The organism is Nonomuraea sp. B1E8 (genome assembly GCF_039871515.1).
GTDB lineage: Bacteria > Actinomycetota > Actinomycetes > Streptosporangiales > Streptosporangiaceae > Nonomuraea.
In genome coordinates, this window is record NZ_JBDPLS010000001.1 from 282,595 (window position 1) to 307,498 (window position 24,904).

At 72.7% G+C, this 24,904-nt stretch carries 22 protein-coding genes and 1 pseudogene; 12 read left to right on the forward strand and 11 right to left on the reverse strand.

The features are described from left to right. Positions 1 to 44 precede the first annotated feature (44 nt). Complete coding sequence (locus ABGA98_RS01330) at positions 45 to 443, forward strand: hypothetical protein (protein ID WP_347616308.1); 399 nt, start codon at positions 45 to 47, stop codon at positions 441 to 443. A gap of 40 nt (positions 444 to 483) precedes the next feature. Here ABGA98_RS01330 and ABGA98_RS01335 read toward each other — a convergent pair whose 3' ends face one another. Continuing rightward, the gene (locus tag ABGA98_RS01335; RefSeq protein ID WP_347616309.1) at positions 484 to 651 is read right to left on the reverse strand and encodes a hypothetical protein; all 168 of its coding nucleotides are present in this window, start codon (positions 649 to 651) and stop codon (positions 484 to 486) included. A gap of 32 nt (positions 652 to 683) precedes the next feature. On the opposite strand from ABGA98_RS01335, the gene ABGA98_RS01340 reads away from it, so the two are divergent. Continuing rightward, a complete protein-coding gene (locus ABGA98_RS01340; protein ID WP_347616310.1) occupies positions 684 to 950 on the forward strand; it encodes a hypothetical protein in 267 nt (88 codons plus the stop codon). A 115-nt stretch (positions 951 to 1,065) separates the two neighbouring features. Here ABGA98_RS01340 and ABGA98_RS01345 read toward each other — a convergent pair whose 3' ends face one another. Together ABGA98_RS01345 and ABGA98_RS01350 are read right to left on the reverse strand one after the other, a co-directional pair. Next, complete coding sequence (locus ABGA98_RS01345) at positions 1,066 to 3,849, reverse strand: BTAD domain-containing putative transcriptional regulator (RefSeq protein WP_347616311.1); 2,784 nt, start codon at positions 3,847 to 3,849, stop codon at positions 1,066 to 1,068. Positions 3,850 to 3,995: 146 nt separating this feature from the next. Further along, entirely contained in the window at positions 3,996 to 4,976 is a 981-nt protein-coding gene (locus ABGA98_RS01350; protein ID WP_347616312.1) for a hypothetical protein, read from the reverse strand. Between the two features lie 335 nt (positions 4,977 to 5,311). Between ABGA98_RS01350 and ABGA98_RS01355 the strand changes: the two genes are divergently transcribed. The 3 genes and pseudogenes from ABGA98_RS01355 to ABGA98_RS01365 form a co-directional block, all read left to right on the forward strand. Then, complete coding sequence (locus ABGA98_RS01355) at positions 5,312 to 5,842, forward strand: GNAT family N-acetyltransferase (RefSeq protein ID WP_347616313.1); 531 nt, start codon at positions 5,312 to 5,314, stop codon at positions 5,840 to 5,842. A 35-nt stretch (positions 5,843 to 5,877) separates the two neighbouring features. Beyond that, entirely contained in the window at positions 5,878 to 6,126 is a 249-nt protein-coding gene (locus ABGA98_RS01360; RefSeq protein WP_347616314.1) for a hypothetical protein, read from the forward strand. Continuing rightward, positions 6,123 to 6,321: pseudogene (locus ABGA98_RS01365) on the forward strand (MFS transporter); the annotation flags it as partial. The gene ABGA98_RS01360 and the pseudogene ABGA98_RS01365, both read left to right, overlap by 4 nt. A gap of 7 nt (positions 6,322 to 6,328) precedes the next feature. On the opposite strand, the gene ABGA98_RS01370 reads toward ABGA98_RS01365, so the two are convergent. Beyond that, complete coding sequence (locus tag ABGA98_RS01370) at positions 6,329 to 7,366, reverse strand: endo-1,4-beta-xylanase (RefSeq protein ID WP_347616315.1); 1,038 nt, start codon at positions 7,364 to 7,366, stop codon at positions 6,329 to 6,331. Positions 7,367 to 7,638: 272 nt separating this feature from the next. Between ABGA98_RS01370 and ABGA98_RS01375 the strand changes: the two genes are divergently transcribed. The 5 genes from ABGA98_RS01375 to otnK all read left to right on the forward strand — a co-directional run bounded on the left by ABGA98_RS01375 (position 7,639) and on the right by otnK (position 11,831). Beyond that, a complete protein-coding gene (locus ABGA98_RS01375) occupies positions 7,639 to 8,088 on the forward strand; it encodes a hypothetical protein (protein ID WP_347616316.1) in 450 nt (149 codons plus the stop codon). 10 nt (positions 8,089 to 8,098) lie between these two features. Next, the gene (locus tag ABGA98_RS01380) at positions 8,099 to 8,698 is read left to right on the forward strand and encodes a cell wall protein (RefSeq protein ID WP_347616317.1); all 600 of its coding nucleotides are present in this window, start codon (positions 8,099 to 8,101) and stop codon (positions 8,696 to 8,698) included. Positions 8,699 to 8,708: 10 nt separating this feature from the next. Beyond that, on the forward strand, positions 8,709 to 9,476 hold the full coding sequence (locus ABGA98_RS01385; RefSeq protein WP_347616318.1) for a MauE/DoxX family redox-associated membrane protein: 768 nt from the start codon (positions 8,709 to 8,711) through the stop codon (positions 9,474 to 9,476). A 70-nt stretch (positions 9,477 to 9,546) separates the two neighbouring features. Next, positions 9,547 to 10,470: a hypothetical protein gene (locus tag ABGA98_RS01390; protein ID WP_347616319.1), complete on the forward strand. Its 924-nt coding sequence runs from the start codon at positions 9,547 to 9,549 to the stop codon at positions 10,468 to 10,470. A 131-nt stretch (positions 10,471 to 10,601) separates the two neighbouring features. Next, the gene (gene otnK, locus ABGA98_RS01395; protein WP_347616320.1) at positions 10,602 to 11,831 is read left to right on the forward strand and encodes a 3-oxo-tetronate kinase; all 1,230 of its coding nucleotides are present in this window, start codon (positions 10,602 to 10,604) and stop codon (positions 11,829 to 11,831) included. Positions 11,832 to 11,936: 105 nt separating this feature from the next. Here the strand turns inward: otnK and ABGA98_RS01400 are convergent, their stop codons facing one another. Further along, entirely contained in the window at positions 11,937 to 14,780 is a 2,844-nt protein-coding gene (locus ABGA98_RS01400) for an AAA family ATPase (RefSeq protein ID WP_347616321.1), read from the reverse strand. 102 nt (positions 14,781 to 14,882) lie between these two features. Between ABGA98_RS01400 and ABGA98_RS01405 the strand changes: the two genes are divergently transcribed. Then, complete coding sequence (locus ABGA98_RS01405; protein WP_347616322.1) at positions 14,883 to 15,497, forward strand: LysE family translocator; 615 nt, start codon at positions 14,883 to 14,885, stop codon at positions 15,495 to 15,497. 44 nt (positions 15,498 to 15,541) lie between these two features. Here ABGA98_RS01405 and ABGA98_RS01410 read toward each other — a convergent pair whose 3' ends face one another. Genes ABGA98_RS01410 through ABGA98_RS01435 form a run of 6 tightly spaced genes read right to left on the reverse strand, consistent with a single transcriptional unit; the run spans position 15,542 to position 23,944 of the window. Continuing rightward, positions 15,542 to 16,732 (reverse strand): hypothetical protein, encoded by a 1,191-nt coding sequence (locus ABGA98_RS01410; protein ID WP_347616323.1) that lies wholly within the window; start codon positions 16,730 to 16,732, stop codon positions 15,542 to 15,544. A 9-nt stretch (positions 16,733 to 16,741) separates the two neighbouring features. Beyond that, positions 16,742 to 17,125: a Rid family detoxifying hydrolase gene (locus ABGA98_RS01415; RefSeq protein ID WP_165975130.1), complete on the reverse strand. Its 384-nt coding sequence runs from the start codon at positions 17,123 to 17,125 to the stop codon at positions 16,742 to 16,744. A 6-nt stretch (positions 17,126 to 17,131) separates the two neighbouring features. Next, positions 17,132 to 18,208 carry an alanine racemase gene (locus ABGA98_RS01420; RefSeq protein ID WP_347616324.1) on the reverse strand — a complete coding sequence of 359 codons (1,077 nt, stop codon included), beginning with the start codon at positions 18,206 to 18,208 and terminating at the stop codon, positions 17,132 to 17,134. Positions 18,209 to 18,264: 56 nt separating this feature from the next. Beyond that, positions 18,265 to 19,806: an amidohydrolase family protein gene (locus ABGA98_RS01425; RefSeq protein ID WP_347616325.1), complete on the reverse strand. Its 1,542-nt coding sequence runs from the start codon at positions 19,804 to 19,806 to the stop codon at positions 18,265 to 18,267. 8 nt (positions 19,807 to 19,814) lie between these two features. Continuing rightward, positions 19,815 to 23,288, reverse strand: a complete 3,474-nt coding sequence (locus ABGA98_RS01430) for a DUF4153 domain-containing protein (RefSeq protein ID WP_347616326.1) — start codon at positions 23,286 to 23,288, stop codon at positions 19,815 to 19,817. Continuing rightward, complete coding sequence (locus tag ABGA98_RS01435; protein ID WP_342775717.1) at positions 23,285 to 23,944, reverse strand: response regulator transcription factor; 660 nt, start codon at positions 23,942 to 23,944, stop codon at positions 23,285 to 23,287. Before ABGA98_RS01435 ends, ABGA98_RS01430 begins: the two co-directional genes overlap by 4 nt. Before the next feature lie 96 nt (positions 23,945 to 24,040). On the opposite strand from ABGA98_RS01435, the gene ABGA98_RS01440 reads away from it, so the two are divergent. Continuing rightward, the gene (locus ABGA98_RS01440; protein ID WP_347616327.1) at positions 24,041 to 24,895 is read left to right on the forward strand and encodes an arylamine N-acetyltransferase; all 855 of its coding nucleotides are present in this window, start codon (positions 24,041 to 24,043) and stop codon (positions 24,893 to 24,895) included. The last annotated feature ends 9 nt before the right edge of the window (positions 24,896 to 24,904 follow it).

Below are 24,904 nucleotides of genomic sequence, written 5' to 3' on the forward strand. Positions count from 1 at the left end.
CGGCCGCGCGGTCCTCCTCGCGGAGTCCGGCACGCAGGTCACTCGTGCCGGGTCCGCCGCGGGCCGCCCCGGCAGCGCGGCGGTGGCGAGCTCGTCGCGGCGTCCTGGCAGGGCTGTTCAACATCATCACCGGACTGGCCGCCGTCCTCGCCAACCGGATCTACGTACAGACGCCCAACCGGCTGCTGCTCTTCGACGTCACCACCTGGGGCTGGCTCCATCTCTTCCTGGGCGTGCTCGTCCTGGCCACGGGCATCGCCGTCACCGTCGGCCAGAGCTGGGCCCGAGTGGTCGGCGTCATCCTGGTGATGCTCAACGCCCTCACACAACTGACCTGGATCGCCGTCAACCCCTGGTGGTCGCTGGCCGTCATCGCGGTCGACGTCCTCGTGCTGTACGCGCTCATCGTCCACGGCAGCGAAGCCAAGGCCGACCGGCCGTGAGGATGCGGTCAGGCGGAGCCCCTCGCCCGGCACGGGCGGATCACTGAGGTGAACGGTTGTGGAAGGTGACCTCCGGGTTGGCGGCGGACGGGCCGTCCAGCAGCGGCCGGTGTTCGCCGCGCAGGTGCCGGTTGAAGAAGGCGCCCGCGTACGCCGTGGTGATCTCGCCCGAGCGTTTGCCCGGCAGCGGCGCCGAGGGGTCGGTCATCCCGACCTGGCCGGGGCGGCGCCGTGCCCGGCATGCCCGAAAGACCAGCCTCACCCCTGACTTTCGTCAGGGGTGACGCGGTCAGCGCCGTAGCCGTACAGGAAGACGTGGACGCCGGAGGCGATCATCCGGTCGGCCTCCCGCCGGCTGGGGGCGGGGGCGTGGTGGGGCGGACCGGCGCTGATCGCCCCGGCCCGCACCAGGAGGAGACCCTCAACGAGCTGCTCGACGAGATCATCACCTGGTCACGGGCGCTCAGGCCGCTGCGCGCGGACACCCCGCAGGAGGCGCTCCGCTGACGCCGGGCGCTCAGGCGCGCGGCGAAGGGGTCGCCGGTGCCCGCGTCGCCTGAGGGCTCGCGCCGGGGTGCTCCCGGATCGAGCCGGGTAGACCGCCGGTATAGCCGCGTTCTGGTCACCGCCTGGGCGCCAGGTCGCGCCCGAGCCGGGCGAGGGCCTTGCCGGCATCGGGGTGGTTGAGCTGGACGAGGATGTCGCGGGCCTCCCGCCAAGCGCGCAGGCTCTCGCCGGTCTCCCCGGCGGCCTGGTGGGCGTCACCGAGCACGAGCAGCGTCTCGGCCTGGCCGTACCGGTCGCCGAGGTGTCTGAGCAGGTCGATGGCGCGGGTGAAGCAGGCGACGGCCTGCTGGTGCGAGCCGAGGTGGTGGTGGGCGAAACCGAGGCTGTCCCAGGTGGCCGCCTGGCCGCGCCGATCGCCCGACTCCTCGTGCATCCACAGCGCCCGGCCGCAGTACTGGAGGGTCTTGTCGTAGTCGCCGAGCAGGCCGTGGAGCCAGCCGACGGCGTTGAGCGCCCTGGCCTGCCAGGCGGGCAGACCGGCCTCGGTGTAGAGCTCCAGGGCTCGCTCCGCGTGGACGAGCGCCTCCGCGTACCTGCCCTGCCGTTCGAGCACGCCGCACAGGTTGCCGTGGACGTGCGCCCGGTTGCGCACGTCGCCGAGGGCTTCGTACAGGTCGAGAGCCGACCGCAGGTGGGCGTGGGCGTCGTCGTGGCGGTCGAGGCGGCGGAAGGCCCAGCCGAGGCGGCGGCGGGCGTGCGCCTGCGCCGCCCGGTCGAGGCGCCAGGCCGCATCGAGGCCGGTCGTCTGGACGGCGACCTGGTCGTGCAGGTGCGAATGCAGATCCAGATAGTCGTAGAGCGCCATGGCCAGCCGCCACGCCTGCGCGTCCAGTCCCGACCGCGCCGCGTCCTCGACGGCGGCGAGCAGCGCCGCGTGCTCCACGGCGAACCACGCCAGCGCCTCCCGCTGGTCGCGGTGCTCCTCGGCGACGACACCGGCCGGCGGCTCCTCCAGGGGGATGTCCTGGTGCGGGTCGAGCAGCCGGCCGCCCTGCTCCGCGGTGTGGATGTAGTGGTCGTAAAGGCGGCGCCGGGCGGCGTCCCGCTCCTCGGGCGGATCGTGGAGGCCGGCCAGCTCTCCGGCGTACGCGCGCATCAGGTCGTGGAAGGCGTACCGGGCGGGGGCGTCCTCGGTGACGAGGTGCGCGCCCGCCAGACTCTCCAGCAGCGAGCGGGCATCGCGTACGGGGATCCCGGCCAGGCTCGCCGCCGCGGCCACGCCGATGCGCGGCCCGCGGTGCGTCGCCAGCGCGCGGAACATGCGCGCCGGCTCGTCGCCGAGGATCCGGTACGACCACGAGAACACGGCCCTGACCCGGGTAGCCGGGTCCCCGGCGTCGAGCGCGTCCAGCACCCCGGGCGCCTCACGCAGATCCTCCGCGATGGCGGCCAGCGGAACGCCGGGCCGCACGGCCGCGCGGGCGGCGGCGATCGCCAGGGCCAGCGGCAGCCGGCCGCATCTCGCGATGAGCTCGTCCACGGTGTCCGGCTCGGCGGCGACCCGCCCGTCCCCAAGCTGGCGGGCGAGCAGTTCCCTGGCCTCGCCGCTCGTCGGCAGGTCCAGCGGCAGCGAGACGGCGCCCTCCTTGGCGACCAGGGCGGGCAGCCGGTCGCGGCTGGTCACCACCACGACGCAGCCGGGAGAGCCCGGCAGCAGCGGGCGCACCTGGCCGGCGTCGCGGGCGTTGTCCAGCACGATCAGCATCCGGCGGCCGGCCAGCAGGCTGCGGTAGAGCGCCGTCTGCGCGTCCAGACCGGACGGCACGCCCTGCGGCGGTACCCCGAGCGCGAACAGAAATCCGCGCACCGCCTCCTCCGGCGCCACCATCGACCCGCCGGGATCGAATCCCCGCAGGTTCACGTACAGGTGCCCGCCGGGGAATCGGTCGCGGACGCGGTGCGCCCAGTGCGTCACCAGCGCGGTCTTGCCGACGCCCGCGCTGCCCGACACGACGGCCATCGCCACCGCCGTCGGCTGGAGCGCTGCGTGGTCCAGCAGGGCGTCGAGCCGGGAGAGCTCGCCGCCCCTGCCGACGAAACCGAAGGCGTCCATGGGCAGCTGGGACGCGGCGACGGGCGGCGGCGGCTCCGGGAGCGGGCCGGGTTCGGCGGCCCGCAGGATGCGTTCGTACAGGGTCTGAAGCTCCGTACCCGGATCGAGGCCCAGCTCGTCCCGCAGCTTCTCCCGCGCCCGGTGGTAGGCGTCGAGCGCGTCGGCCGCGCGGCCCGCGGCGGTCATGGCCCGCATCAGCGACGCCACCAGCGACTCGCGCAGCGGATGGCGCTCGACCAGGGCGGTCAGCTCGGCGGTGACCTCGTGGTGGCGGCCGGCGGCCAGCTCGAACTTGGCCCACTCCTCCCAGGCCGCCAGCCGCTTCTCCTGGAGGGTGCGCACGTCGCCGGCGAGCGCGAGGCAGTCCACGCCGCCCAGCGGCTCGCCCCGCCACAGGGCGAGCGCCTGCCTGAGCACGGCGGCCGCGTGCGCGGGCTCGGCGTCGCGCGCGGACGCGACGAGCTCCTCGAACTCCGTCGCGTCCAGCCGGCCGGTGCCGGGCCGTAACTGGTAGCCGCCGCGTACGGTGGCGATGACGTCTCCACCCGCGCCGGCGGCGGCCAGGGCCCGCCGCAGTTTCGACACCAGGTCCTGGATCTGGCGGCGTGCCGAGGCGGGCGGCTCCTCCCACACGACCTCGATGAGGCGGTCGACCGTCACCGCGTGGCCGGCGCTCAGCAGGAGGGCCGCGAGCGCCCTCTCCTGGCGAGGCCCGTGCAGGGGGATCTTCCACCCGTCGGCCCGCACGTCCAGCGGGCCGAGGACGCCGAACCAGAGATCAGCCACCGGTTGCCACTCCGCGAGAAGTTCACATCAAGCGAAGTTCCATGTTACCGGCGGATAGGACACCGAGTCAGGACTTTTGTCTACACCGACGACACGACCGCTCGGAAGCGGGCGCCCGGCGCCGGGGGCGCGGGCGGCACCCCCGGTCAGCCTGACGGCACGAGGCGGCGTTCGGCGCGCAGCCCGAGCAGGGCCAGCAGCAGCGCCATGAGCACGGCGCAGCCGACCAGGCCCACGCGGTCGAAGGTGGTCGTGGCCATGACGGCGGCGCCGAACAGAGTGTGGGACACCAGCGCCCCTCCGGCCAGCCAGACCCGGTGCGTGTCCGCCCAGCCCGCGCCGGACCAGCGATGGAGCAGCACGACGGCGGCGACGGCGACGGCGGCGGCCGGGATCATCCCCAGGACCGCCCACCAGCCCCTGCCACCGACCGCCGGGACGATCGGGATGAGCAGGCCGAGAAAGGCGACGATGGCGAGTGCGGCCAGCAGGCCCACGACGGCGGGCTTCGGCGCCCTCGCGCCGGCCGGGGGCGCCGGCGTACGGCCGGGAAGCACCTTCAGGGCGAGTACGGTAAGCACCACGCCCGCCACGACGAACGCGGCCAGCGCCGGCAGCGGCGCCTGGTAGCCCGGATCCATGACCGGCGGGATGAGCACCCGCAACATGGCCACACCGAGGAGCGCGACGACGCCGACGCCGATCAGTCCGCCCCTTCGCAGGTAGGGGCGGTCGCGGTGGGCCGGGTGCAGGAGATCCGTGAGCATGATCGGGATCAGCACGCTGAACACGGCGTGGTATCCGATCTGCGACTCCCAGTAGGTCGTGTTGAGGCCGAACACGCGCGGCCCCCACTCGGCGGCGTGGTAGAGGTTGGGGCTGGTCAGCGCCTGCAGCCCGATGCCGTCCTCGGCGAGTTCGTACACCAGGGCGAGGACGAGCAGGCTCGGCCAGCCGCCGCCGGTGCGGCGCACCGCCTCCCTGATCAGCAGCACGCCCGCGCCGTACATCGGCACCAGGAGCGGCAGCAGCCAGATCATGCTCAGCGGAAGCGCGCCGAACGTCATCTCCGCGCAGATCGGCGCCAGCGCGACCAGTGTCCACGCGGCTCTCTTACGCCCCTTCATTCCCGTTCCTGTCATGACATGGCTCCCGCCTTTGATTGATTACTTGGCTAGGTAAAAAGTAACTCAGTCAAGTAAAATTGGCAAAGTCGCGGTGCGATCGGCAGGCCCTGGGGGCATCGCGGGGCGAGGAAGAACACCAGCCCGGACATATGCCGATAACGGCTACTCCCGTACGATGATCAGTCCAGCCCCAGGTCGATGAAGGCGTGAGATTCCATGCGTGACGGCGATCAGGCCACAGAATGGGACAGGACCAGAGACGACCTCATTCGCCAGGACCTCACCCGCCACAACGTCCTGGCCGAGCTCGGCCGCAAGCCATGACGGCGGGCCAGGTGAGGCTGGAACGGCTGACCGGCGAGCAGGCGCGGGCCCGTGCCGCCGAGCTGATGGACATCTACGGCGTCGCCTTCAGCGAACCGCCGTGGAACGAGGACGGATCCGGCGTCGCGGACTTCGCCCGGCGCCTGGCCACCGACACCGAACGTCCGGGGTTCGTCGCGGTGCTGGCCGTACAGGACGGCAGGCCGATGGGCTTCGGCACGGCGTGGCCCACGCGCGGCCCCTTCCCCGCCGGCCGCGCGTACGACAGGGTGCGCGCCGAGCTCGGTGACCAGGCCGAACGGCGTCTGGTCGGCGCTTTGGAGGTCGACGAGCTGGCGGTCGGCCCGCACGCGCGCGGACGAGGACTGGCCGGCCGGATCCTCGACCTGCTGTGCGAGGGCGCGGAGCGCTGCTGGTTGCTGACCTCGCCCCAGGCCTCCGGCGCGATCAGGGTGTACGAACGACTCGGCTGGGAGCGCCTGACCGGCCCGGAGGCGAAGGTGGCGGTGTTCGCGAGAGAACGGCGAGCCGGAGATATATAAGCAGATGATGTAAAAGGCTTATGGATTCCGCACTCATGAGCCACCTGGAGCTGGCCGCCGGGTTCGGTCGGGCCAGGACGATGATGCGCCTGATCGACGTGCCCAGAGACCTGTCGATCACCGCCCTGTCCACGCTGGCCAACCTGGCCAAGCGGCTGGCCGAGCTGCTCGCCGAGCTTTCGGAAGCCGACCGCGCCGCCATCGCCGCCGCCCTGCCCGCCCTCGAACGGCGCACCGCCCGCGCCCTCGGCGCCACACCGCCGGCCCAGGGAGCGGCCGGATGACGCGGGCCACCGCGGCGGGCAGCCCGTTCCGCCAGCCCAGGGCCGTGTGGGCCGTGGCGTTCGCGTGCGTCATCTCCTTCATGGGCATCGGGCTCGTCGACCCGATCCTGCCCGCGATCTCCGCCGACCTGAACGCCTCACCGAGCCAGGTAACGCTGCTGTGGAACCAGCTACCTCGTGGTGATGGCGGTCGCGGGCCAGGTCATCGCGCCCGCACTCCGAGCAGCGCCTGGTAGGCGGGCTTCGGCGCCAGGTTCTCGTCGAGCAGGCATGCCGCGCCCTCGCCGTCGAACCAGCCCGGCACCCACGAGTGGCGGTCGGTGAAGCCCCAGACGGTGAATTCCTTGCAGGCCTCGACGCTCAGGCAGTCGGTGAGCGCCCGGCGGTAGTAGGCGGCCTGGGTGGCCAGCTTCTCGGGCGTCACGGGCAGCACCATGCGCACGTCCAGCTCGGTGACCGCGATCTCCAGGCCCAGGTCGGCGAAGCGGCGCATGACGTTCGCCCAGTCGCCCGGGTAGTCGTACTGGATGCCGAGGTGTCCCTGGAAGCCGACGCCGTGGATGGGCACGCCGCGCGCCTGGAGGTCCTTGACCAGCGAGAGCGTGGTCTCGATCTTGGGGGCGTTCCATTCGATGTTGTAGTCGTTGATGAAGAGCTTGGCGTGCGGGTCGGCGCGGTGGGCCCAGCGGAAGGCGTCGGCGATGTAGCCAGGGCCGAGGTTCGTCAGCCAGATGTTCTGCCGCAGGCTGCCGTCCTCCTCCACCACCTCGTTGACGACGTCCCATGCCCTGATCTTGCCCTTGTAGCGGCGGACCTGGGTGGTGATGTGGTCGCGCAGGATCTGTTTCAGCTCGGCCGGGGTGATCGAGCCGTCGGCGACGCCCTCGGTCAGCCAGGCCGGGAGCTGGTTGTGCCAGACGAGGGTGTGGCCGCGTACGCGCTGGCGGTTGCGGTGGGCGTTGTGGACGAGGGCGTCCGCGTCGGCCCAGGTGTACGCGCCGCGCTCCGGCTCGACGGACTCCCACTTCATCGCGTTCTCGGCGGTGACGTGGTTGAACTGGTGGTTGAGCACCTTGCGGTAGTCGGCCTCGCCGCGCAGGGCGGCGATGTCGACGGCGGTGCCGATCCTGATGCCGTGCTGGTGGGCCAGCTCGCGCAGGTCACGCGGCTGGCGCGGGCCGGCGTACGCGGGAGCGGGCAGGGCGAGCGCGAGCGCCAGGGCGATGATGAGGGGCTTCACCGGCGACCTCCGAAACGAAGCGTGGCAGGGGCCGACCGCTTCTCCGAAATTTTCCGTTATAGGTCGATAATTTCTGCGGTCGCGGGAACCGTAAGCGTTCTGCAGCCCTTCGTCAACACCTGGCCGCCGCCAACGCCGCGGGCCATACCGGGCGAATCCCGACTCAATTGGGATATTGACGAAAAATCCTTACATGGTACTCATAGATCGAGTCGGAAAGTTTCAGTACCTCCTCAAGGTTCGTCCGGAGCCCACCCCCTAGGAGGACGCGCATGGCGCGTAACCCATCCACCGACCCGCCCGCCGACTTACTCGGCCCCGTCCAAGGAGAAGTCTCCTGGTTCTGCTGCGGAACCGCATGGGGACCGTGCAGCAGCACAGGAAAGGGCGCCTGCGGCACCTGCAACTCGGGAAGCCTGCAGCACGCCTGGCCGAACGCCTCCGACGCCTGCTGGTCGATCACCCGTCCCGACAGATGCGGCGTCAGCCTCTCCCGCAGGACCTGCGGATTCCGGCACCGCACCACGTCCCTCTGCGGCGGCGCCAGCGTCGTCACCGCGATCGCCGACTGCGGCCCGCAGACCGACCTGTTCTGCGGCGAGCGCAGCTGCTGCGGCTCGACCTGCGCGAACAACCGGCTGATCGACCTCACCCCGGCGGCCTACAGCCGCATCGCCAGCCTGTCCACCGGCCTGCGGCCGTGCGAGATCGCGACCGGGTAGGGGGCCGACGATGAGAAGCAGAAGAGACCTGCTCAAGTCCGCCGTGCTCGGCGGCGGCGCCGGCGTGGTAGCCGCCACCGCGCTGGGCTCGCTCGGCCCCGAGGCCGCCTTCGCCACCACGTCGGGCCCCGACCTCGAACCCGGTGCCCCAGACCCCGGCTTCGCCGAGGGCCGCATCCGCTCGATCAAGGACAACACGCTCCTCGTCCTGGGCTCGAACGCGGTGTTCCACCGCATCAGGGTCGTCGACGGCACGAGCCTGTGGAAGCTGGGCCCCGTACCGTTCGACGAGGCCAAGCCCGGTGACGGCCTCTACGCCCGCGGCGTGCGCATGCCGGACGGCGAGCTCGCCGCCGAATCGGTGTGGCTGAACATCGTCAACATCAAGGGCCACATCACGAACATCAAGGACCAGACCCTCCACCTCGACCACCACGGCAAGGAAGTGCTCTGCCACGTCGTGGCCGGGAAGTCGGTCGCCATCCGATCCGACGCGCCGCCGTCCGCGGACCTGTCGATGCTGAAGGTGAGCCAGCACGTGCAGATCCTGGGCGCCTGGCGTCCGGACACGAACGAAGTCGACATCGCCACCGTCTTCTCCCCGCACTAGGAGCATCCACATGCACGGGATCGCCGCGTCGCAGCCGTACGTGATCGCCCTCTTCCTGGTCTGGGCGGGCCTGATGAAACTGCTCAGCCGGCGGATGCGGGCGGGGGCCGGGCACACCGCCCTGGCCCGGCTGGCCGGCCCGGCGCGCGCGGTCCCCGCGTTCCGGCTCGTGGCGCTCGCAGAACTCGCGGTGGCCGCCGCGCTCCTGCTCCCACCCCTCCTTCCGCTGGAGGCCGCGGCCGCCGCGGCGCTCTGCGCCGGCTTCCTCGCGTACCTGGCCTACGCGCACGTCGCCGCGCCCACCGCGTCGTGCGGGTGCCTCGGCGCCCACTCCCGTCCCGTGGACCTGCGCGCCTTCGCCCGCGCGGCGTTCCTGCTCGTCGCGAGCCTCCTCGCGATCCCCGCCGACCCCGGCCCGCCGCTCGCGGCGCTCGTCCTCGCGGAGGCCGCCGTCGTGCTGGCCCTCTCGGCGGAGCTGGACCGCCACTGGCTCGTCCCCTTGCGGCGCCTCCTGGTACGGCTGCGCCGCCCCCTCGCCGCTCCCCCTCCGGCGCAGGTCCCGCTGGCCACCTCGCTGCACCTGCTCTACCGCAGCCCCGCGTACTGCTCGGCGTCCGCGCAGCTCACCACGGACGTCCAGGACACCTGGGACGAGGACGGCCTGCGCTTCGTCGTCTACGGGGCACGCGAGCGGACGGCGGTCTTCGCCGTCCCCCTCACCGGCGACGACCCCTCGGCCGTCCGGGTCAGCCTGGTCCGCGAGCCGACCGGGGTCTGACCGGGGGCTACCGGGCACACATTGCCGGGGCAGGTGGTACAGAAGGGATGAATACCACCACAATGGGGTGATGGGATTTCCTCCGCAGCCCCAGGAACCACAGCCCGGCTACGGTCCCCCGCCCGGTCAGGGCGAGTACGGGCCTCCTCCGAGCCAGGGCGGCTACGGATCTCCTCAGGGCGGCGGTTACGACCCGCCGACGGTCCCGGCCTCGCCGTACGGCCCGCCCGGCTACTCCGGCCCGATCCCGTACGGGTCCCCTCCCGAGCAGCCCAACAAGGTGCTGATCATCAGCGTGGTCGCGGCCGTGGCGGTGATCCTGCTGGCCGGCGGCGTGTACGGCGTGTACGCGTACATGGGCGCCCCCGACCCGGTCCCCACCGTCGCCCTGCAGACCCCTTCCCCGTCGCAGTCGGATGGGCCGTCGAGTCAGGCGTCCGGCGAGCCCACGTCCGAGCCCAGCGCCGATCCCCCGGCGGAGCCCTCGGCGAAGCCGAGCACGAACCCCGGCGAGTCGAACAATCCTGAGCCGGGTTCGCCGATCACGCACGGCGAGTTCCCCGACTGGAAGTTCAGCCTGGAGGGCGTGAGCTTCACCGCCGACAAGGTGGGCGGCTGGACGTACGACTCCTGCGACACGCTGGACGGGCAGGGCGAGCTGGCCAGCAACAGGTGCGAGCGCGCCGTCGAGCTCGCCTACTCGGCCTACTCGGGACACCTCAAGGCGGTCCAGGTCATCATGTCGTTCCCGGACGAGGCTGCCGCCAAGACCGCCGCGACGCGCCTGGGCAAGCTGCCCGCCAAGGCCGTGAAGTGGCGCAGGGACCAGGTACTCGACGACTTCGTCTACGGGAAGATCCGCTCAGGAGCGGTCGAGAAGTACGTCGTCGTCACGGCCGTCACCGCCGACAGGACGGCCCGTGCCAAGGCCACGAAGTTCCACCACTACCTGCAGGCCGACCACAAGAACTACTTCCTCTTCCGCGACCTGTGAGTTCCCGGGCCGAGCCGGTGGACGGCGACCACGGCGGCACACCGTGCCGTCCGAGACCCCCGGTCAGCGGCGGCGGCGCACGCCGATAGCGTCAGCATCATGTTCGACTCACACCAGGCCACGGGGCTTCGATGATCGGCGCCATCGCGGACGACTTCACCGGTGCGACCGACGTCGCGGTGGCCCTGCGCCGCCGTGGCTTCCGTACCGTGCTGTTCTTCGGGCTTCCGCCGGAGGCCGCGGAGCCACCCGAGCACGACGCGGTCGTGATCGCGCTGAAGACCCGGACCGCCGCCAGGGCCGACGCGGTCGCGCAGTCGCTGGCCGCGCTCGGCCGGCTGCGCTCGCGCGGCGTCCGCCAGGTCTACGTCAAATACTGCTCCACGTTCGACTCCACGGCCGAGGGGAACATCGGGCCGGTCCTCGACGCCCTGGCCGGCGCCATGGACGTGCCCCTGGTCGCCATGACGCCCAGCTCGCCCGAGCACGGGCGCACGCAGTACAACGGCTACCTCTTCGTCGGTGACGTGCTGCTCAGCGAGTCGCACATGCGGCACCACCCCCTGACCCCGATGACCGACTCGTACCTGCCGCGCCTGATGGAGGGCCAGAGCGCGCACCGGGCGGGCGTCGTGACGCTGGCGCAGGTCCGGGCCGGGGCCATCGGGCGGCGGCTGGCGGAGCTGCGGGCGGAGGGCGTGCGTTACGCCCTCGTCGACGCCGTGGACGACGCCGACCTGGTGACCGCGGGGCGGGCGCTGGCGGACGCGCCACTGGTCGCGGGCGGGGCCGGGCTCGCCGGCGGGCTCGCCGCGGCGCACGCGCGGTCCGGGCACGACGACCCGCCCGCCCCGGCGCCGCGGGGCGCCGCGGCGGTGCTGGCCGGCAGCTGCTCGGCCCGTACGCTGGAGCAGGTCGCCGCCATGATCGAGGCGGGCAGGCCGGCCTACCGGCTGGACGCGCTGGCCGACCAGGACCCCGGGTCGCTCGCCCGGGACGCGCTCGCCTGGTACGACACGCTGGACGTCGAGGCCGGAGCGCCCCTCGTCTACGCCTCGGCCGAACCCGCGGTGTTGCGCCGCGTGCAGGACGTCGTGGGCGCGGAGCGGTCGGCCGCGATCCTGGAGTCGGCGCTGGGCCGCGTCGCGCAGGGGCTGGTCGAGCGGGGTGTCAGCCGCGTGATCTCGGCCGGCGGCGAGACCTCGGGGGCCGTCGTGAGCGCGCTCGGCGTGCCGGGCGGGCTGATCGGCGCGGAAGCGGCGCGCGGCGTGCCCTGGATCCACACGGCCTCCGGCCTCGCACTCCTGCTCAAGTCAGGCAACTTCGGCGCCCCCGGCCTGCTGGTGGACGCCTCACGATGACCCGCGAGCCCGAGCCACCGGCCGAGCACTCACCATGACCCGCGAGCCGGTGGGGTCGGAGGGCTGGAAGGCGGCGCGGGGGCGGGTTGCTGACCGCCCACACGCTCAGTCGAGCAGCCCTCGCCGGCGGGCCGCCGCGGCGGCCTGCGTGCGGGTGGACACCTCCAGCTTGGCCAGGATGTTGGAGACGTGCACGCTCACCGTCTTCTGCGCGATGAACAGCCGCTCAGCGATCTCCCGGTTGGTGAGCCCCTCCGCGACCAGGCGCAGCACCTCGGACTCGCGGGCCGTGAGCCCTCCGTCGCCCGCCCCGAGACCACCGCCGGAACGACCCCCGCGCCCTCCGTCGCCCGCCCCGAGGCCACCTCCCGAACGACCCCCGCGTCCTTGACCGCCGGAGCGAACCCCGCGCCCTCCATCACCGAAGCGGGCCCTGCGGCCGAACTCGTGCAGCGCGTTCTCCAACGGCGCGGCGCGCAGCTTGCCCGCCGTCTCCCTGGCGAGATCCCACTCCGCCTGGGCCGCCTCGCGGTCACCGGCGGCGAGCAGCGCCTCGGCCAGCCGCCAGCGGGCACGGGCCGTCTCGTAGACGAACCCGTAGTCGAAGGTCTCCACCACCTGCCGCCACAGCTCCACGTCGAGCCGGCCGTGCACGCGGTGCCACTCGGCCTCCACGCGCAGGCCCCAGGCCCGGCCCTCGGGACCGAGGTGGCCGCCCTCGCCGGTGGGGCCGGCGTCGAGCGCGGCACGGGAGCGGCGGCGCAGCTCGTCGGCGCCGTCGGTGCTGCCGAGCTCCGCCAGCGCCCACAGCCCGACGGCGGCCATGCGTACGTTGCCCGACTCGCCCTCGACCAGCCGGTCCATGACCGCGTTCACGTGGTCGAGGGCGGCCCGGGGGTCGCCGTTCCACAGGGCGTGCTCGGCGGCGAGCCCCCGGGACATGTAGGCGGCCAGCTCATCGGACCAGAACGGCCGCAACCAGCCCAGCCGGCTCTCTACCGTCGGCAGGCCGCGCCCCACCTCGACGAACAGCGCGAACGACGACAGGATCGCCTCAGGCGCGGTGCCCACCCGGGCGGGGAAGCCGGCCGCGACCGTCTCCGCCTGGTCCCACTCGCCCGCGACGTAGTGGATGAGGAAACGCAGGAAGCGCAGGTCGGTGCCATAGGTGCTCCACTTGAGACCGGTCTCGAACGCCATGCGGATGCCCTCGTCGGCCACCTCCGCCGCGTGGTCGAGCAGGCCGCCCTCGTAGTGGATGCGGGCGTGGTGGAAGCGGGCGCGAAGGTCCATTGCCAGGTCGCCTGAGGCCTCGGCGGCAGCGGTCTTGATCAGCTCGCGGGCCCGGCCGACGTCACCCCGGTATTCGGCGTAGGTGGCCAGCGTGAGCAGCGCCCCGACCTCGGCGTCCCTGGCCCCGCAGGCGCGGGCGACGTCGAGCGCGCGGGCGGTCAGGCCCTCGATCTCGCGGTGGCGCGGGCTCCAGAGCAGCGTGCGGGCCTGGGTGGCCAGGGCGCGGGCGCGCTCGGGCCGGTCGCGCGCCGTCTCGACCGCGCGCTCCGCCGCCGCGATCGCGGCCTGGTGGTCGTCGGTCTCGTAGAGGTAGTAGGCGAGCCGCTCCAGCACGTCGGACGTCGGTGGCAGGGCCCTGAGCTGGGTGATCGCGCGGTGGTTGTCGCCGGCGCCGGCCGCCGTGACGGCGCTGCGGAACGCCAGCTCCTCTCGGCTCTCCCCGGCCAGCTCTGCCGCGCCGTCGACCCGCTCCCACAGGCCGAGCGCCCGGTCGTAGTGGTCGTGAGCCTCGGCGGGCGCGCCGAGGAGCGCGGCCTGGCGGCCCGCCTCGACGGAGGCCGCCAGCGCCCCGGTCAGGTCGTGGCCGGCGAGATGGTGGTGGGCCAGCTCGGCGGGAGAGGAGAGCAGCCGGGCGAAGGCGGCGTGCAGCCTGGTGCGCTCGCCGGGCAGCAGATCGGTGTAGACGGCCTCCTGCAGCAGCGCATGGCGGAAGGCGTAGCCGTAGCCGTCGACCCTGAGCAGCCCGCGCGAGACGATCTCCCGCACCGCCTCCTCGAACTCCGCCAGCGGCAGCCCGGACACCTCCCGCAGCAGGTCGTCCTCCACCCTGCGCACCGCCACGGCGGCGGCCCGCAACACGCGCTGCCCGGCCTCCGACAGCACCTCGACCCTGGACATCAGCAGGCTGGCGAGCTCGTCGGGCAGCTCGTCGCCCTCGGCCATGGCCGCGAAGAGCTCCTCCGCGTAGAACGGGTTGCCCTCGGCCCTGGACACGATGAGCCCGAGCTCCCGAACGCCCACCTCACCCATCGTGGCGACATAGTCAGACATGTCGCCCTCGCTCAGCGGCCCCAGCTCGACGTGCGTCACCGTCGGGAGCCGCTTCAGCTCCGCCAGCACCGAGCGCAGCGGATGGCGGCGGTGGAGGTCGTCGGTGCGATAGGTGCCGACGACGCAGACCCGCTCGGTCTGCACCATGCGGCTGAGGAAGACCAGCAGGTCGCGGGTGGACCGGTCGGCCCAGTGCAGGTCTTCGATCACGAACAGCACCGGCTGCACGTCGGCCAGCAGCCCGAGCAGCGACCCGAACAGCCGCTGCTGGGTGAGCCCCGCCGGCTGCGCGCTCTCCGTGCCGGGGAGCAACTGGCCCAGCATCGGATGGGCGGCGGCGGCCTCGCGCACCTTCGGCTCCGCGCCGCGCAGCGCGTCGGCCAGCGGCAGGTAGGGCAGCGCGTCGCCCAGCTCGGCACACTGGCCGGCCAGCACGTGGAAACCGCAGGCGCGGGCCTCGGCGGCCAGCTCGGTGACCAGCCGGGTCTTGCCGATGCCGGCGTCACCGCCGACGAGGGCGACGCCCGCCGTGCCGTCGGCGGCCGACCGCACCACCCGCACAAGCCTGGCCAGCTCAGCGGAGCGCCCGACGAGGAGACCTTTCACGCCAGAAACGATGCCACGCCCCTCCGACACTTTATTGGTCCGGGGAAATGGCCTCCGATTGGCCCTGATCTCCCTACCAAAAGCATTTTACGCTGCTCTTTCGTGATTCCTCCAACAACGTACGCCCTCTTCGTGACCGCCTCGCTCGCCCTGATCCTCATCCCGGGGCCGAACCATCTCTACATCACCGCCAGGGGCCTCGCCCAGGGCCGGGCGGCCGGCCTGGCCAGCGCGCTCGGCGTCGAGATCGGCACACTCGTGCACATCGTGGCGGCCGCCGCGGGCCTGTCGTACGTGATCTCGCAGTCGGCGACGCTCTTCGCGATCGTCAAGTGGGCGGGCGTCGCCTACCTCGTCTACCTGGGCATCCGCGCGTTCATGGGCAAGGACGCCGAGACCGGGACACCACTTCGGCAGCCGCTGCGCAAGGTGTTCCTCGAAGGCGTGCTGGTCAACGTGCTCAACCCCAAGGTGGCGCTGTTCTTCCTGGCGTTCCTGCCGCAGTTCGTCGACCCCGGCGCGGGCTCCCCGACCGTGCAGGTGGTGGTGCTCGGACTCACGGCGCTGCTCCTGGGGCTGGTGTCGGACGTCGTGTACGCGTTCGCCGCCGGCGCGCTGGGCCGCCGCCTGCGCCGCAGGGCCAGGGCACTCCGGTACGTCAGCGGCGTCGTCTACCTCGGTCTGGGAGTGGTCACCGCGTTCGCCGGAAGAAGATGATCCGTACGGGTGCCGGAGCCGCGCCGCGAGACCAGTACGGAGATTCAGAGGGCCAGCGCGGCAGGGATGCGGTCGAGCACGGGGCGGGGCGCCAGCCCGTACGCGTAGAAGTCGACCGCGAGCGCGCCCGCCGCCTTGGCGCCGCGGGCCTTGGCCACCAGCCGGTCGGCCGAGTCGCTGTCGGGATGGCCCGGCCGCAGCACGGCACGCACCTCACGATCCTTGCCCACGGACCGCAGGTAGGCACCCACGTCGTCGGCCACCCTGGCCGCGTCGCGCGCGTAGGCCAGCACCCCGAAGGCGGGCACCAGGTCGCCGAGCGCCACCAGGTCGACGCCGAGTTGCCAGGCGTCATGGGCGGCCAGCCCCGGCGTGGGCAGCCCGTCGGTGCAGCCCTTGACCGCGCCCGTGGAGTCGATGAACACCAGCTTGGAGCCCTCGTCCGCCACGGCGGAGGCCACCTCGGACACGAGCGTGGTCACGGTCTCCGACCGGGCCCTGGCGTAGGCCACGACCTCCGGCCCCGCGTACGCGGTCAGCGCCGCCCTGGTCACCTCGCCCTGCGCGGCCGGGTCGCCGTCGAGCACGCCGCCCACGATCCTCGCGCACTCGTCGCGCGCCGCGTCGGCGTTCACGCCCAGGTCGATCGCCCTGCGCATGCAGTAGTCGCAGAAGCAGAGCCCGAACAGGTAGGTGTCCATCGGCCCGAGCGGCACGAACGAGCGCTGCGGCCTGAGCGGCCTGAAGTGCAGCGACTCGGCCACCACGCTGTCGACCCCGAGCCTGGCCACCGCCCTGGCCAGCGCGACCGCGTATTCGCGCACGTCGGGGTGCGCGGGGCACAGGTCGGCGAGCGAGCCGCGGTCGCCGAAGCAGTCGCGGACCGTCACGTCCGGATGTTTCACGCCGAGCGTGGCGTTACGCAGGAAGACCGTCCATCCGTGGAGCTTCATGGAGCGTTGCGCACAGGCTTCGCGAAGCCCATCGAAAGCATCCCGGTAGCCCGGTACGGGAGCGAGCCGGAGCCCGGCGAACAGGTCGGGTGGCGGGGTGAAGTGGGCGCCGTCGTGGCGGATGGTCAGCCGGGACAGTCCGTGCGGAGTGACGTCGCGTGAGGCGTGGTGCACGGCGCCGACGGTGACGCCGCGCACGCCGTACGCGCTGATGGTGTCGAGCACCCGCTCGACGCCCTCGCCGCGCAGGTCCTCGACGAAGGCGTATACCGAACTGTCCACAAACAGACCTTAAGCGCTCTTGTGCGCGACGAAGTCGATCTCCACCAGGATGTCCATCAGCTCGGACCCCACGGTGGTGCGTACGGGGAAGGGCGGGTTGAAGTACGACTTGTACACCTCGTTGTACGCGGCGAAGTCGCGCTTGAGGTGCTGCAGGTGGACCGTGGCCTTGACCACGTCGTCGAAGCCGAGGCCGTGCGCGGCGAGGATGGCGCCGAGGTTGCGCATGACCCGGTGGGTCTGGGTGGCGACGTCGTCGCCGTCGACCTCGCCGGTCTGCGGGTCGATCGGCCCCATGCCGGAGGTGTAGACGAAGTCGCCCACCACGAGACCCTGGGAGTAGGCCCCGATCGGGGCGGCGCCCTCGGTGGTCCTGAGCTCCTTCTTCACGATTTCTCCCTAGAAGTTGGTGTGTATCGTGCCAACGACACGGTAGTCCTGATCCACCAGAGGCAGCTCGCGCCACTTGTCGAACGCGGTGCAGGGGTGCGAGATGCCGAAGGCCAGCAGGTCACCGACCTCCAGCCCGTCGCCGCGCACCAGGGTGTGCTGGTCCTGCATCTTCGTGACGGTGACGCCGGCGCGCCGCGGGATGGGCAGCCCTTCGTCGTACGGCGCGTCCCGTTTGCCCATGCCGACGACCGCCAGCCCCGGCTCGGGCGTGGAGAGCACGTGCGCCCACACCTCCAGCGCCGGCCGCAGCTCGCCCTGGATGCGGGTGAACGGCGTGCGCTGGCGGTAGTAGCCGTCGTCGTGGGTGACGTAGGCGCCGCTGCGCAGCAGGATGCGGGCCTGGGTGGCGACGAGTTCGCGCCCGATCACGTCGAACCACTGGCTGCCGCCCACGGTCAGGATCGGGTCGCGGACGCGGAGGTAGGCGAGCGCCTCCTGCAACGAGTCCAGATATTTCCGGACATCGTCGGCGGTCCTGAGCGCGCCCTCGTACCCCGCGATCCCCGCCGGCTCGACCCCGGGCGTCTCCTGCGCGCAGGCCACCACCGCCAGCAGGTCGTCCAGCGAACGGCACCCGGCACGCCCGCCTTCGTGCCCCAGCTCCACCAGCACCCGGAACGGCCGCGACCCCGCGTGGCGGGCCAGGATGCCGATCCCGGCCTCGGAGTCGGCGAAGCTCAGGAACTCGAACGCGGGATCGCGCTCCAGCTCACCGGCCGCCCAGGCCAGCCCTGCCGGGTCGACGACCTGGTTGGCGACCATGATCCGGCTCGCCCCGAAACCCCTGGCCGCCTCGGCCTGACGCGGCGTGGCGACGGTCAGCCCCCAGGCGCCCGCCTTGAGCTGGAGCGCGGCGATCTCAGCGGACATGTGCGTCTTGACGTGCGGCGCGAGCTCCATGCCGTGGTCGCGGGCGAAGGCCGCCATCGTCGCCACGTTGTGCTCGAGCGCGTCCTGGCGCACCACCATCAGCGGGAAACCGAGCGCTCCGTCGAAGATCGACCGCCCGAGCGTCTCCTGCACGAAGATCCCTTTCCCTCAGCGTCCGACGCTTCCCTGACATGCCTGGCATCCCGGTATCACGGCTTGAGCGCCCGCCCGGGTGTGGCGCCGGTCAGCTCTCCCCCGGCCAGCACGCGCACCCCCGACACGAGCACGTCGTCCACGCCGGACGCGAGCGTGCGCGGAGCGGCGTACGTCGCCAGGTCGGCCACCGTGTCAGGGTCGAACACCACCACGTCGGCCGCGAAGCCGCCCCGCACCAGCCCTCGGCCGGCCAGCCCGAACCGCCGGGCCGGATGCGCGGCCAGATGGACCGCGGCCCGCTCCCACGTCCAGTCGCCGAGCTCCCTGACATGCCGGCCAAGGAACCGGGCGAACGCCCCGAACCCCCGCGGATGCGGATGACCGCCCACATAGATCCCGTCAGAGCCGCCGGTCTGGAACGGATGGCGCAACATCCGGCGTACGGACTCCTCGCCCTCGGGACCCTCGTCGGGGCGGGCGGACACCACGCCCGCCTCCAGCCGCGTCTCCATCAGGAGGCGGCGGCAGAACGCGGCCGGCTCCAGCCCCGCCCGCTCGGCCGCCGCCACCATGGTCAGGCCCTCCGCCCACTCCAGCCCGGGCGCGTGCGAGACGGTCAGCCTCGGCCAGGTGCCGGCCAGCGTCGGCCACCAGTCGTCCAGCCCGTCAGAAGCGATCATCTTTAGGGCGCGGTCGGTCTCGGCCCCGGGCACGGACGGCGGCAGCACGACCATGGCCAGGATCGTGTTGCCGCGCAGGTAGGGGTAGGTGTCGAAGGTCAGGTCGACGCCCTCGCCGAGCGCCTGCTCGACCAGCGGCAGCAGCACGTCGGCGGGGCCGTACAGGTGGGAGACGTGCACGGCGGCGCCGGAGCGCCGGGCGATGTCCACGACCTCCGCCATGCCGACCCCGGCCTGCGGACCGTAGGCGCGCATGTGGGTGACGTACGGGAGCCCGCCGAGCGGGGCGCACAGCGCGGCCAGCTCCTCGGCGGAGGCGTAGCGGCCCGGCAGGTATTCGAGCCCGCTCGACAGGCCCGCCGCGCCCTCGGAGAGCCCGCGCTCGACGTGCCGCACCATCGCCGCGAGGTCGCCCGCCGAGGCGGGAGCCGACGACGGGCCCATGACGTCGTAGCGGATGGTGCCGTGGGGCAGGAGGTAGGCGGTGTTCAGCGCCACCGCCCGGTCGTAGCCGTCGAGCAGCTCCCCCACGGTCAGCGGCCCGCCCTGCGACGCGCCGTTGGGCAGTGGCCCGTTGACGGCGGCGAAATAGCGGGCGGCGTAGGCGACGGTCGCGGCCGAGCCGGGCGCGAAGGACAGGCCGTCCTGCCCGAGCACGAACGTGGTCACCCCCTGCCGGAGCGCCGCCCGCTGCACGACCGGGTCGAACACGGCCGCGTCGCCGTGGGCATGGCAGTCCACGAAGCCGGGCGCGACGAACCGGCCCGTCGCGTCGATCACGGTCGCGGCCTGCGCATCGTCCAGCCTGCCGACCGCCGCGATCCTGTCGCCGGTAACCGCCACGTCCGCCCGGAACGGCGGGGCGCCCGTGCCGTCGAGCACCCTGCCGCCGCTGATGACTACGTCGAACCTCACCCAAGGATTCAATCAGAGCCGCGGTACGGCTTCGGGCCGCACTCCACGGACTCGTTGACCGGATGTTCGGCCAGCAGGTCGCGGGCCTGCGAGCGGGCGAGGTTCCAGCCGTTCCACGGGTCGGGGCGGTCCAGCCCGTTGGCCTCGACCACGTCGGCGAGCACGCAACTGCGCTGCGGCTCGGGCAGCCGGTCCAGGGCCGGCACGGCCTCCGCGCCGAGATCGCCCAGGTAGTCGGAGTCCAGCTGGGTGCCGCCGCGCACCTGCAGCTGCGAGTACGCGACCTGCAGGTCCGGGTTCACCACCGCGAACGCGCCCAGGCCGAGCGCGGTGACCAGCACGACCGTACGCGGCAGCTCGCCGGAGCCACGCCCGGCGAACCGTACCGCCCCGGCCAGCAACACCAGCGCGAACAACGCCCCCAGCCACCAGACCGTGGCCTGCACCGACAACCGCAGCCTGGACAGGCCGTAGGCGTCGGTGTAGAGGTTCATGCGGTGCAGCGCCGAGACCAGCACCACCATCGTCAGCCCGCACAACATCGCGAGCAGCCCCGCCAGCACCCAGCGCTCGCGCCGCTCGGCCCTGAGCAGCCCGCCCGCCACGGCCACGATGCCCAGCACGAACACGCTGACCACGACCAGCTGGAAGAACCCCTGCCTGGCGTACTCGGCGTAGGTCAGCCCCGCCGTCCTCAGCACCCAGGCATCGCCTCCGAACAGCGCCGTGATCTGCACCGCCACGAACGACGCGAACAGCAGGTTCACCGCCGTGAGCGGCAGCAGCCAGATGCTGCTGCTCACCCTGAACTTCTTCTGCGGCCCCACGGGATCGTTCACCGGCCGCAGCGCGACCAGCACCACGGCGGCCAGCAGCACGGCGAAGAGCCCGAACAGGAAGATCCGCAACGGCGCGGACTCCGCCCAGTCCGGCGTGGTGGTCACCCGCTCCAGGTAGGCGGCGAACACCGCGTCCGCCGAGGCGAACAGCAGCCCGAACACCGCCAGCAGCACCGCCGTGATGCCCAGGGCGGCCAGCGTCGGCATGACACGCCGCCTGGCCGTCAGCTTCTTCAGCGGCCCGGCCAGGAACCAGTGCACGGGGCCCAGCGCGAGCACCACGGACACGCCGCCTCTGATCACGCCCAGCCAGCCCGTGCCCGCCCCGGAGACCGCCAGCGCGCCCAGCCCGGCCCCCGCCACGAGCAGGATCCCGACCAGCCAGTCGGCGTCGCGCACCGCCGCCATGGAGATCAGGAAGTACGCCAGCACCCCGAACACCACCGTCCACGGAGTCATCCGCCGCGTCACCGCCGGGAACGCCGCCGCGCCCAGCACCAGCGCCACCAGCACGAACCCCAAGCCCACCTGGGCCTCCGGCAACGCCACCGCCGCGAACACCCCGGCCCCCACCGCGGCGGGCAACAACCAGCGGGGCGCGTCGGGCAGGTCGGGCTTGGGGAACAGCGGCGGCGGCACGTACGGCGGCGGCCCCACCGGCCCACCCCCCGCCCCCGCGTAGGCACCCGGCCCCGCAGGAACGCCCGGGCCGGCCTGGCCGCCTGCGGGACGTGCCGGTCCGGTCGCCGCGCCGCCGTGGCCGGCCATCGCCCCCGCCTGCCAGCCCGCGCCTCCTGCCTGCCCTTGGTAGGGACCCACCTGGTACGCCGCCTGCGCGGTGCGCCGCGCTGACCCCGCCCCCATGGCCACGCCCACGGCACCCATGAGGGCGACGCTCACGACGAGCGTCACCAGGGCGAATCCGGCTCCCACCGCGATGCCGGCGAACACGGCGGCGAACAGCCCCACCGCGAACCCGACCAGCACCCCGATGACCCCGCCGCCGATCATCCTGGCGTAACTCGCGCCGACGGGCGGTGACCCGCCGGGCACGGTCGCGTCCACGGCTCTCCCCCCGGCCGTCGCCACGACGCCACCGGCCGCATGACCCTCCGGGGCCGCCGCGACGGCACCGGCGTCCGCCGCAGGAGCGCCCTCGACACCACCGCCGGCCGGTACTGCCCCCGCCGGCGGGCCATCCCCGACGCCAGCGGACGCCACTCCCACCACCGGAGCAGCCCTGTCACCACGACCGGCCTCCGATGCGCACCATGCCGTGGTGCCTTCGCCAGGCGCCGGCGCCCCGCTGTCACCCGGGCCGGTCGCGACGCTCATCACGGCACCGGCGGGAGCGGCCTGAGCCCTCTGCGATCCCGGCTGTGACCTTCCGTCGTCCGCCGTCGCGACCGCGCCCTCCGCAACGTCGGTCCCCCGTCCCGCGACCATCCCCGGAACGGCACCCGGTGCGGAAGCGGCGTCCGGCGCGGAAACGGCCTCAGGTGTCGGAGCGCCCCCCGACGCGGGAGCGGTCTCGGGCGCCGATGCGGTGTCCGCTCCTGGATCGGCGACAACCCTTTCCACCGCCTTGCTCTCAACGGCCGGCGACCGTTCGTCCCCCGTGATTCGTTCGTGTTCCAATGGCGTGTCCGCCATCGTCGTCCTCCCTGGTAACTCGACGACCATCCGGCACCCCGGCCAGTCGTCGATGCGGATGGAACCCCCGTGCAGCTCGACGATCTCCTTCACGATGGCCAGCCCCAGTCCCGCGCCCCCCGCGTCGGCGGTGCGTCCCGCGTCCAGCCGGGAGAAGCGTTCGAAGACGCGTTCCCTGGCCGCCGCCGGGATGCCGGGCCCCGGGTCGGTGACGGCGAGCCGTACCGCGTCGCCCTCTTCGGCGCCGCTGACGGTGACCACGCCGCCCGGCGGGCTGTGGCGTACGGCGTTGTCGAGGAGGTTGGACAGGACCTGGGCGAGCAGGTCGGGGTCGGCGCGCACCCCCAGCCGGCCCGGGACCGCCGACCGGATGGTGACGTCGTCGCGGGCCAGCGACGCCTCGCGGACCGCCTGCTCGACGAGCCGCGCCAGTTCGACGGGCTCGGGCTCGATGAGGCGTACCCCGGAGTCCAGCCGCGACAGGTCGAGCAGCTGGGCGACGAGCCGTCCGAGCCGCTCGGTCTGGGCGAGCGCGGTGGACATGGTGACGGGGTCGGGCGCGGAGACGCCGTCCACGACGTTCTCGAGGATGGCGCGGAGCCCGGTGATGGGCGTGCGGAGCTCGTGGCTGACGTTCGCGACCAGCTCGCGCCGCTGCCGGTCGACCTCGCCGAGGTCGGCCGCCATCGCGTTGAACGCCCTGGCCAGCTCCCCCACCTCGTCGCGCGAGGTGGCGCTGACGCGCAGCGTGTAGCTGCCCTTGGCGATCGTCTGGGCGGCGCTGGCCATCTGGCGCAGCGGCTTGGTCATGCCCATGGCCAGCACCTGCACCATGATCAACGCCAGGACGACGGCGACCGCGATGCGCACCTCGCCGGCCAGGCCGGAGGCGATGCCGACCTCGTTCACCACGAACGCCGTGCCCACGGCCAGCACGATGACGATGCCGAGCTTGACCTTGATCCGGCCGAGGAAGTCGAGCGGCCTCATTGGCGCACCAGCGCGTAGCCGACGCCGTGGACGGTGCGCACCACGTCGGAGCCGAGCTTGCGGCGCAGCGCCCGTACGTGGCTGTCGACGGTCCTGGTCGCGGCGGCTTCGGAGAAGCCCCACACGTCGGACAGCAGCCGGTCGCGCTCGAAGACCTGTCCCGGCCGCTCGGCCAGGCGCCGCAGCAGGTCGAACTCCGTCCTGGTGAGCTGCGCCTCCGCGCCGCGCACGAACACCCTGCGGGCCGCGGTGTCGATCTCGACCTCACCGACCCTGATCACGGTGTCCTCGACGGCGAGCTGGGAGGCGCGTTCGACCCTGCGCAGCAGCGCGTGGATCCGCGCGACCAGCTCGCGCATGCTGAACGGCTTGGCCAGGTAGTCGTCCGCCCCGACGCCGAGCCCGACGAGCACGTCGGTCTCGTCGCCGAGCGCGGTCAGCATGAGCACGGGCACCGGCCTGGCCGCCTGCATCCGACGGCACACCTCCAATCCGTCGAGACCGGGCAGCAGCCGGTCGAGGATCACCAGGTCGGGTTCGGCCCTGCCGTACTGGACGAGGGCGTCCTGCCCGTCGCCCGCCACCCTGACGTCGAAGCCCTCGGCCGCCAGCCTGTTCCTGACGGCCAGGGCGATCGTCACATCGTCCTCGACCACGAGGATGCGCCGCTGCTCTGCCACGTACGGAAGCCTAGAAGCGCGCTGTGCAGACGACACTGCTGAATCTGTGCACATCCGGTGCAGACTGGGCGGGTGAACACCGCCGCATATCTGCGCCGCCTCGGCCTGCCCGGCCTGCTCGGCGCTCCCGTCAGCGTTGAGAATCTGCGGGCTCTGCACGCCGCGCACGTCGAACGGGTCTCGTACGAGGTCCTGGAGATCTGGCTGGGCCGCCCCACCACCGTCGATCCCGCCGAGTCGGCGGAGCGGATCATCCGCGGCCGGGGCGGCTACTGCTACCACCTCAACGGCGCGTTCTCCGAGCTGATCAGGACGCTCGGCTACGACGTGACCCGGCATGTCGGCGGCGTCCAGAACCGGGGCGCCGAGCCGGGCATCACCGGCAACCACCTGGTGCTCACCGTGCGCGGCCTGCCCTCTGACGGCAACCCGGGCGGCGAGTGGCTGGTCGACGTCGGGCTCGGCGACGGCCTGCACGAGCCGCTCCCGCTGGTCGCCGGCTCCTACCGGCAGGGCCCCTTCACGTACGGGTTGCGCCCCTCGGAGGTCGCGTCCGGCGGCTGGCGGTTCGACCACGATCCGAGTGGTTCGTTCGAAGGTATGGACTTTGATCCGGCGCCCACGGATATGTCGGCCTTCGTCAGTATGCATGACCATTTGACGACGTCCCCGACGTCCGGGTTCGTCCGGGTCGCCGTCGTGCAACGGCGCGACGGCTCGGGCGTCGACCTCCTGCGCGGGCTGGAGCTGCGCCGCGTGGGGACGGGCGAACACACGATCATCCTGGAAACGGCCCGCGACTATTTCGCGGCCCTGGCGGACGTGTTCGCGCTGCCGCTCGACGACGCGAGCACCCAGGAGAAGGAGAAGCTCTGGCGCAAGATCGACGAGGCGCACAGGGCCTGGCTGGCGGGCGATCACGCATGATGGCCACGC

Coding starts and splice junctions, on each gene's coding strand:
- ABGA98_RS01335 (WP_347616309.1), bottom strand. CDS start 651: ATGACCGACCCCTCGGCGCCGCTGCCGGGCAAACGCTCGGGCGAGATC.
- ABGA98_RS01340 (WP_347616310.1), top strand. CDS start 684: ATGCCCGAAAGACCAGCCTCACCCCTGACTTTCGTCAGGGGTGACGCG.
- ABGA98_RS01350 (WP_347616312.1), bottom strand. CDS start 4,976: ATGAAGGGGCGTAAGAGAGCCGCGTGGACACTGGTCGCGCTGGCGCCG.
- ABGA98_RS01360 (WP_347616314.1), top strand. CDS start 5,878: ATGAGCCACCTGGAGCTGGCCGCCGGGTTCGGTCGGGCCAGGACGATG.
- ABGA98_RS01375 (WP_347616316.1), top strand. CDS start 7,639: ATGGCGCGTAACCCATCCACCGACCCGCCCGCCGACTTACTCGGCCCC.
- ABGA98_RS01380 (WP_347616317.1), top strand. CDS start 8,099: ATGAGAAGCAGAAGAGACCTGCTCAAGTCCGCCGTGCTCGGCGGCGGC.
- ABGA98_RS01385 (WP_347616318.1), top strand. CDS start 8,709: ATGCACGGGATCGCCGCGTCGCAGCCGTACGTGATCGCCCTCTTCCTG.
- ABGA98_RS01390 (WP_347616319.1), top strand. CDS start 9,547: ATGGGATTTCCTCCGCAGCCCCAGGAACCACAGCCCGGCTACGGTCCC.
- otnK (WP_347616320.1), top strand. CDS start 10,602: ATGATCGGCGCCATCGCGGACGACTTCACCGGTGCGACCGACGTCGCG.
- ABGA98_RS01430 (WP_347616326.1), bottom strand. CDS start 23,288: ATGAGGCCGCTCGACTTCCTCGGCCGGATCAAGGTCAAGCTCGGCATC.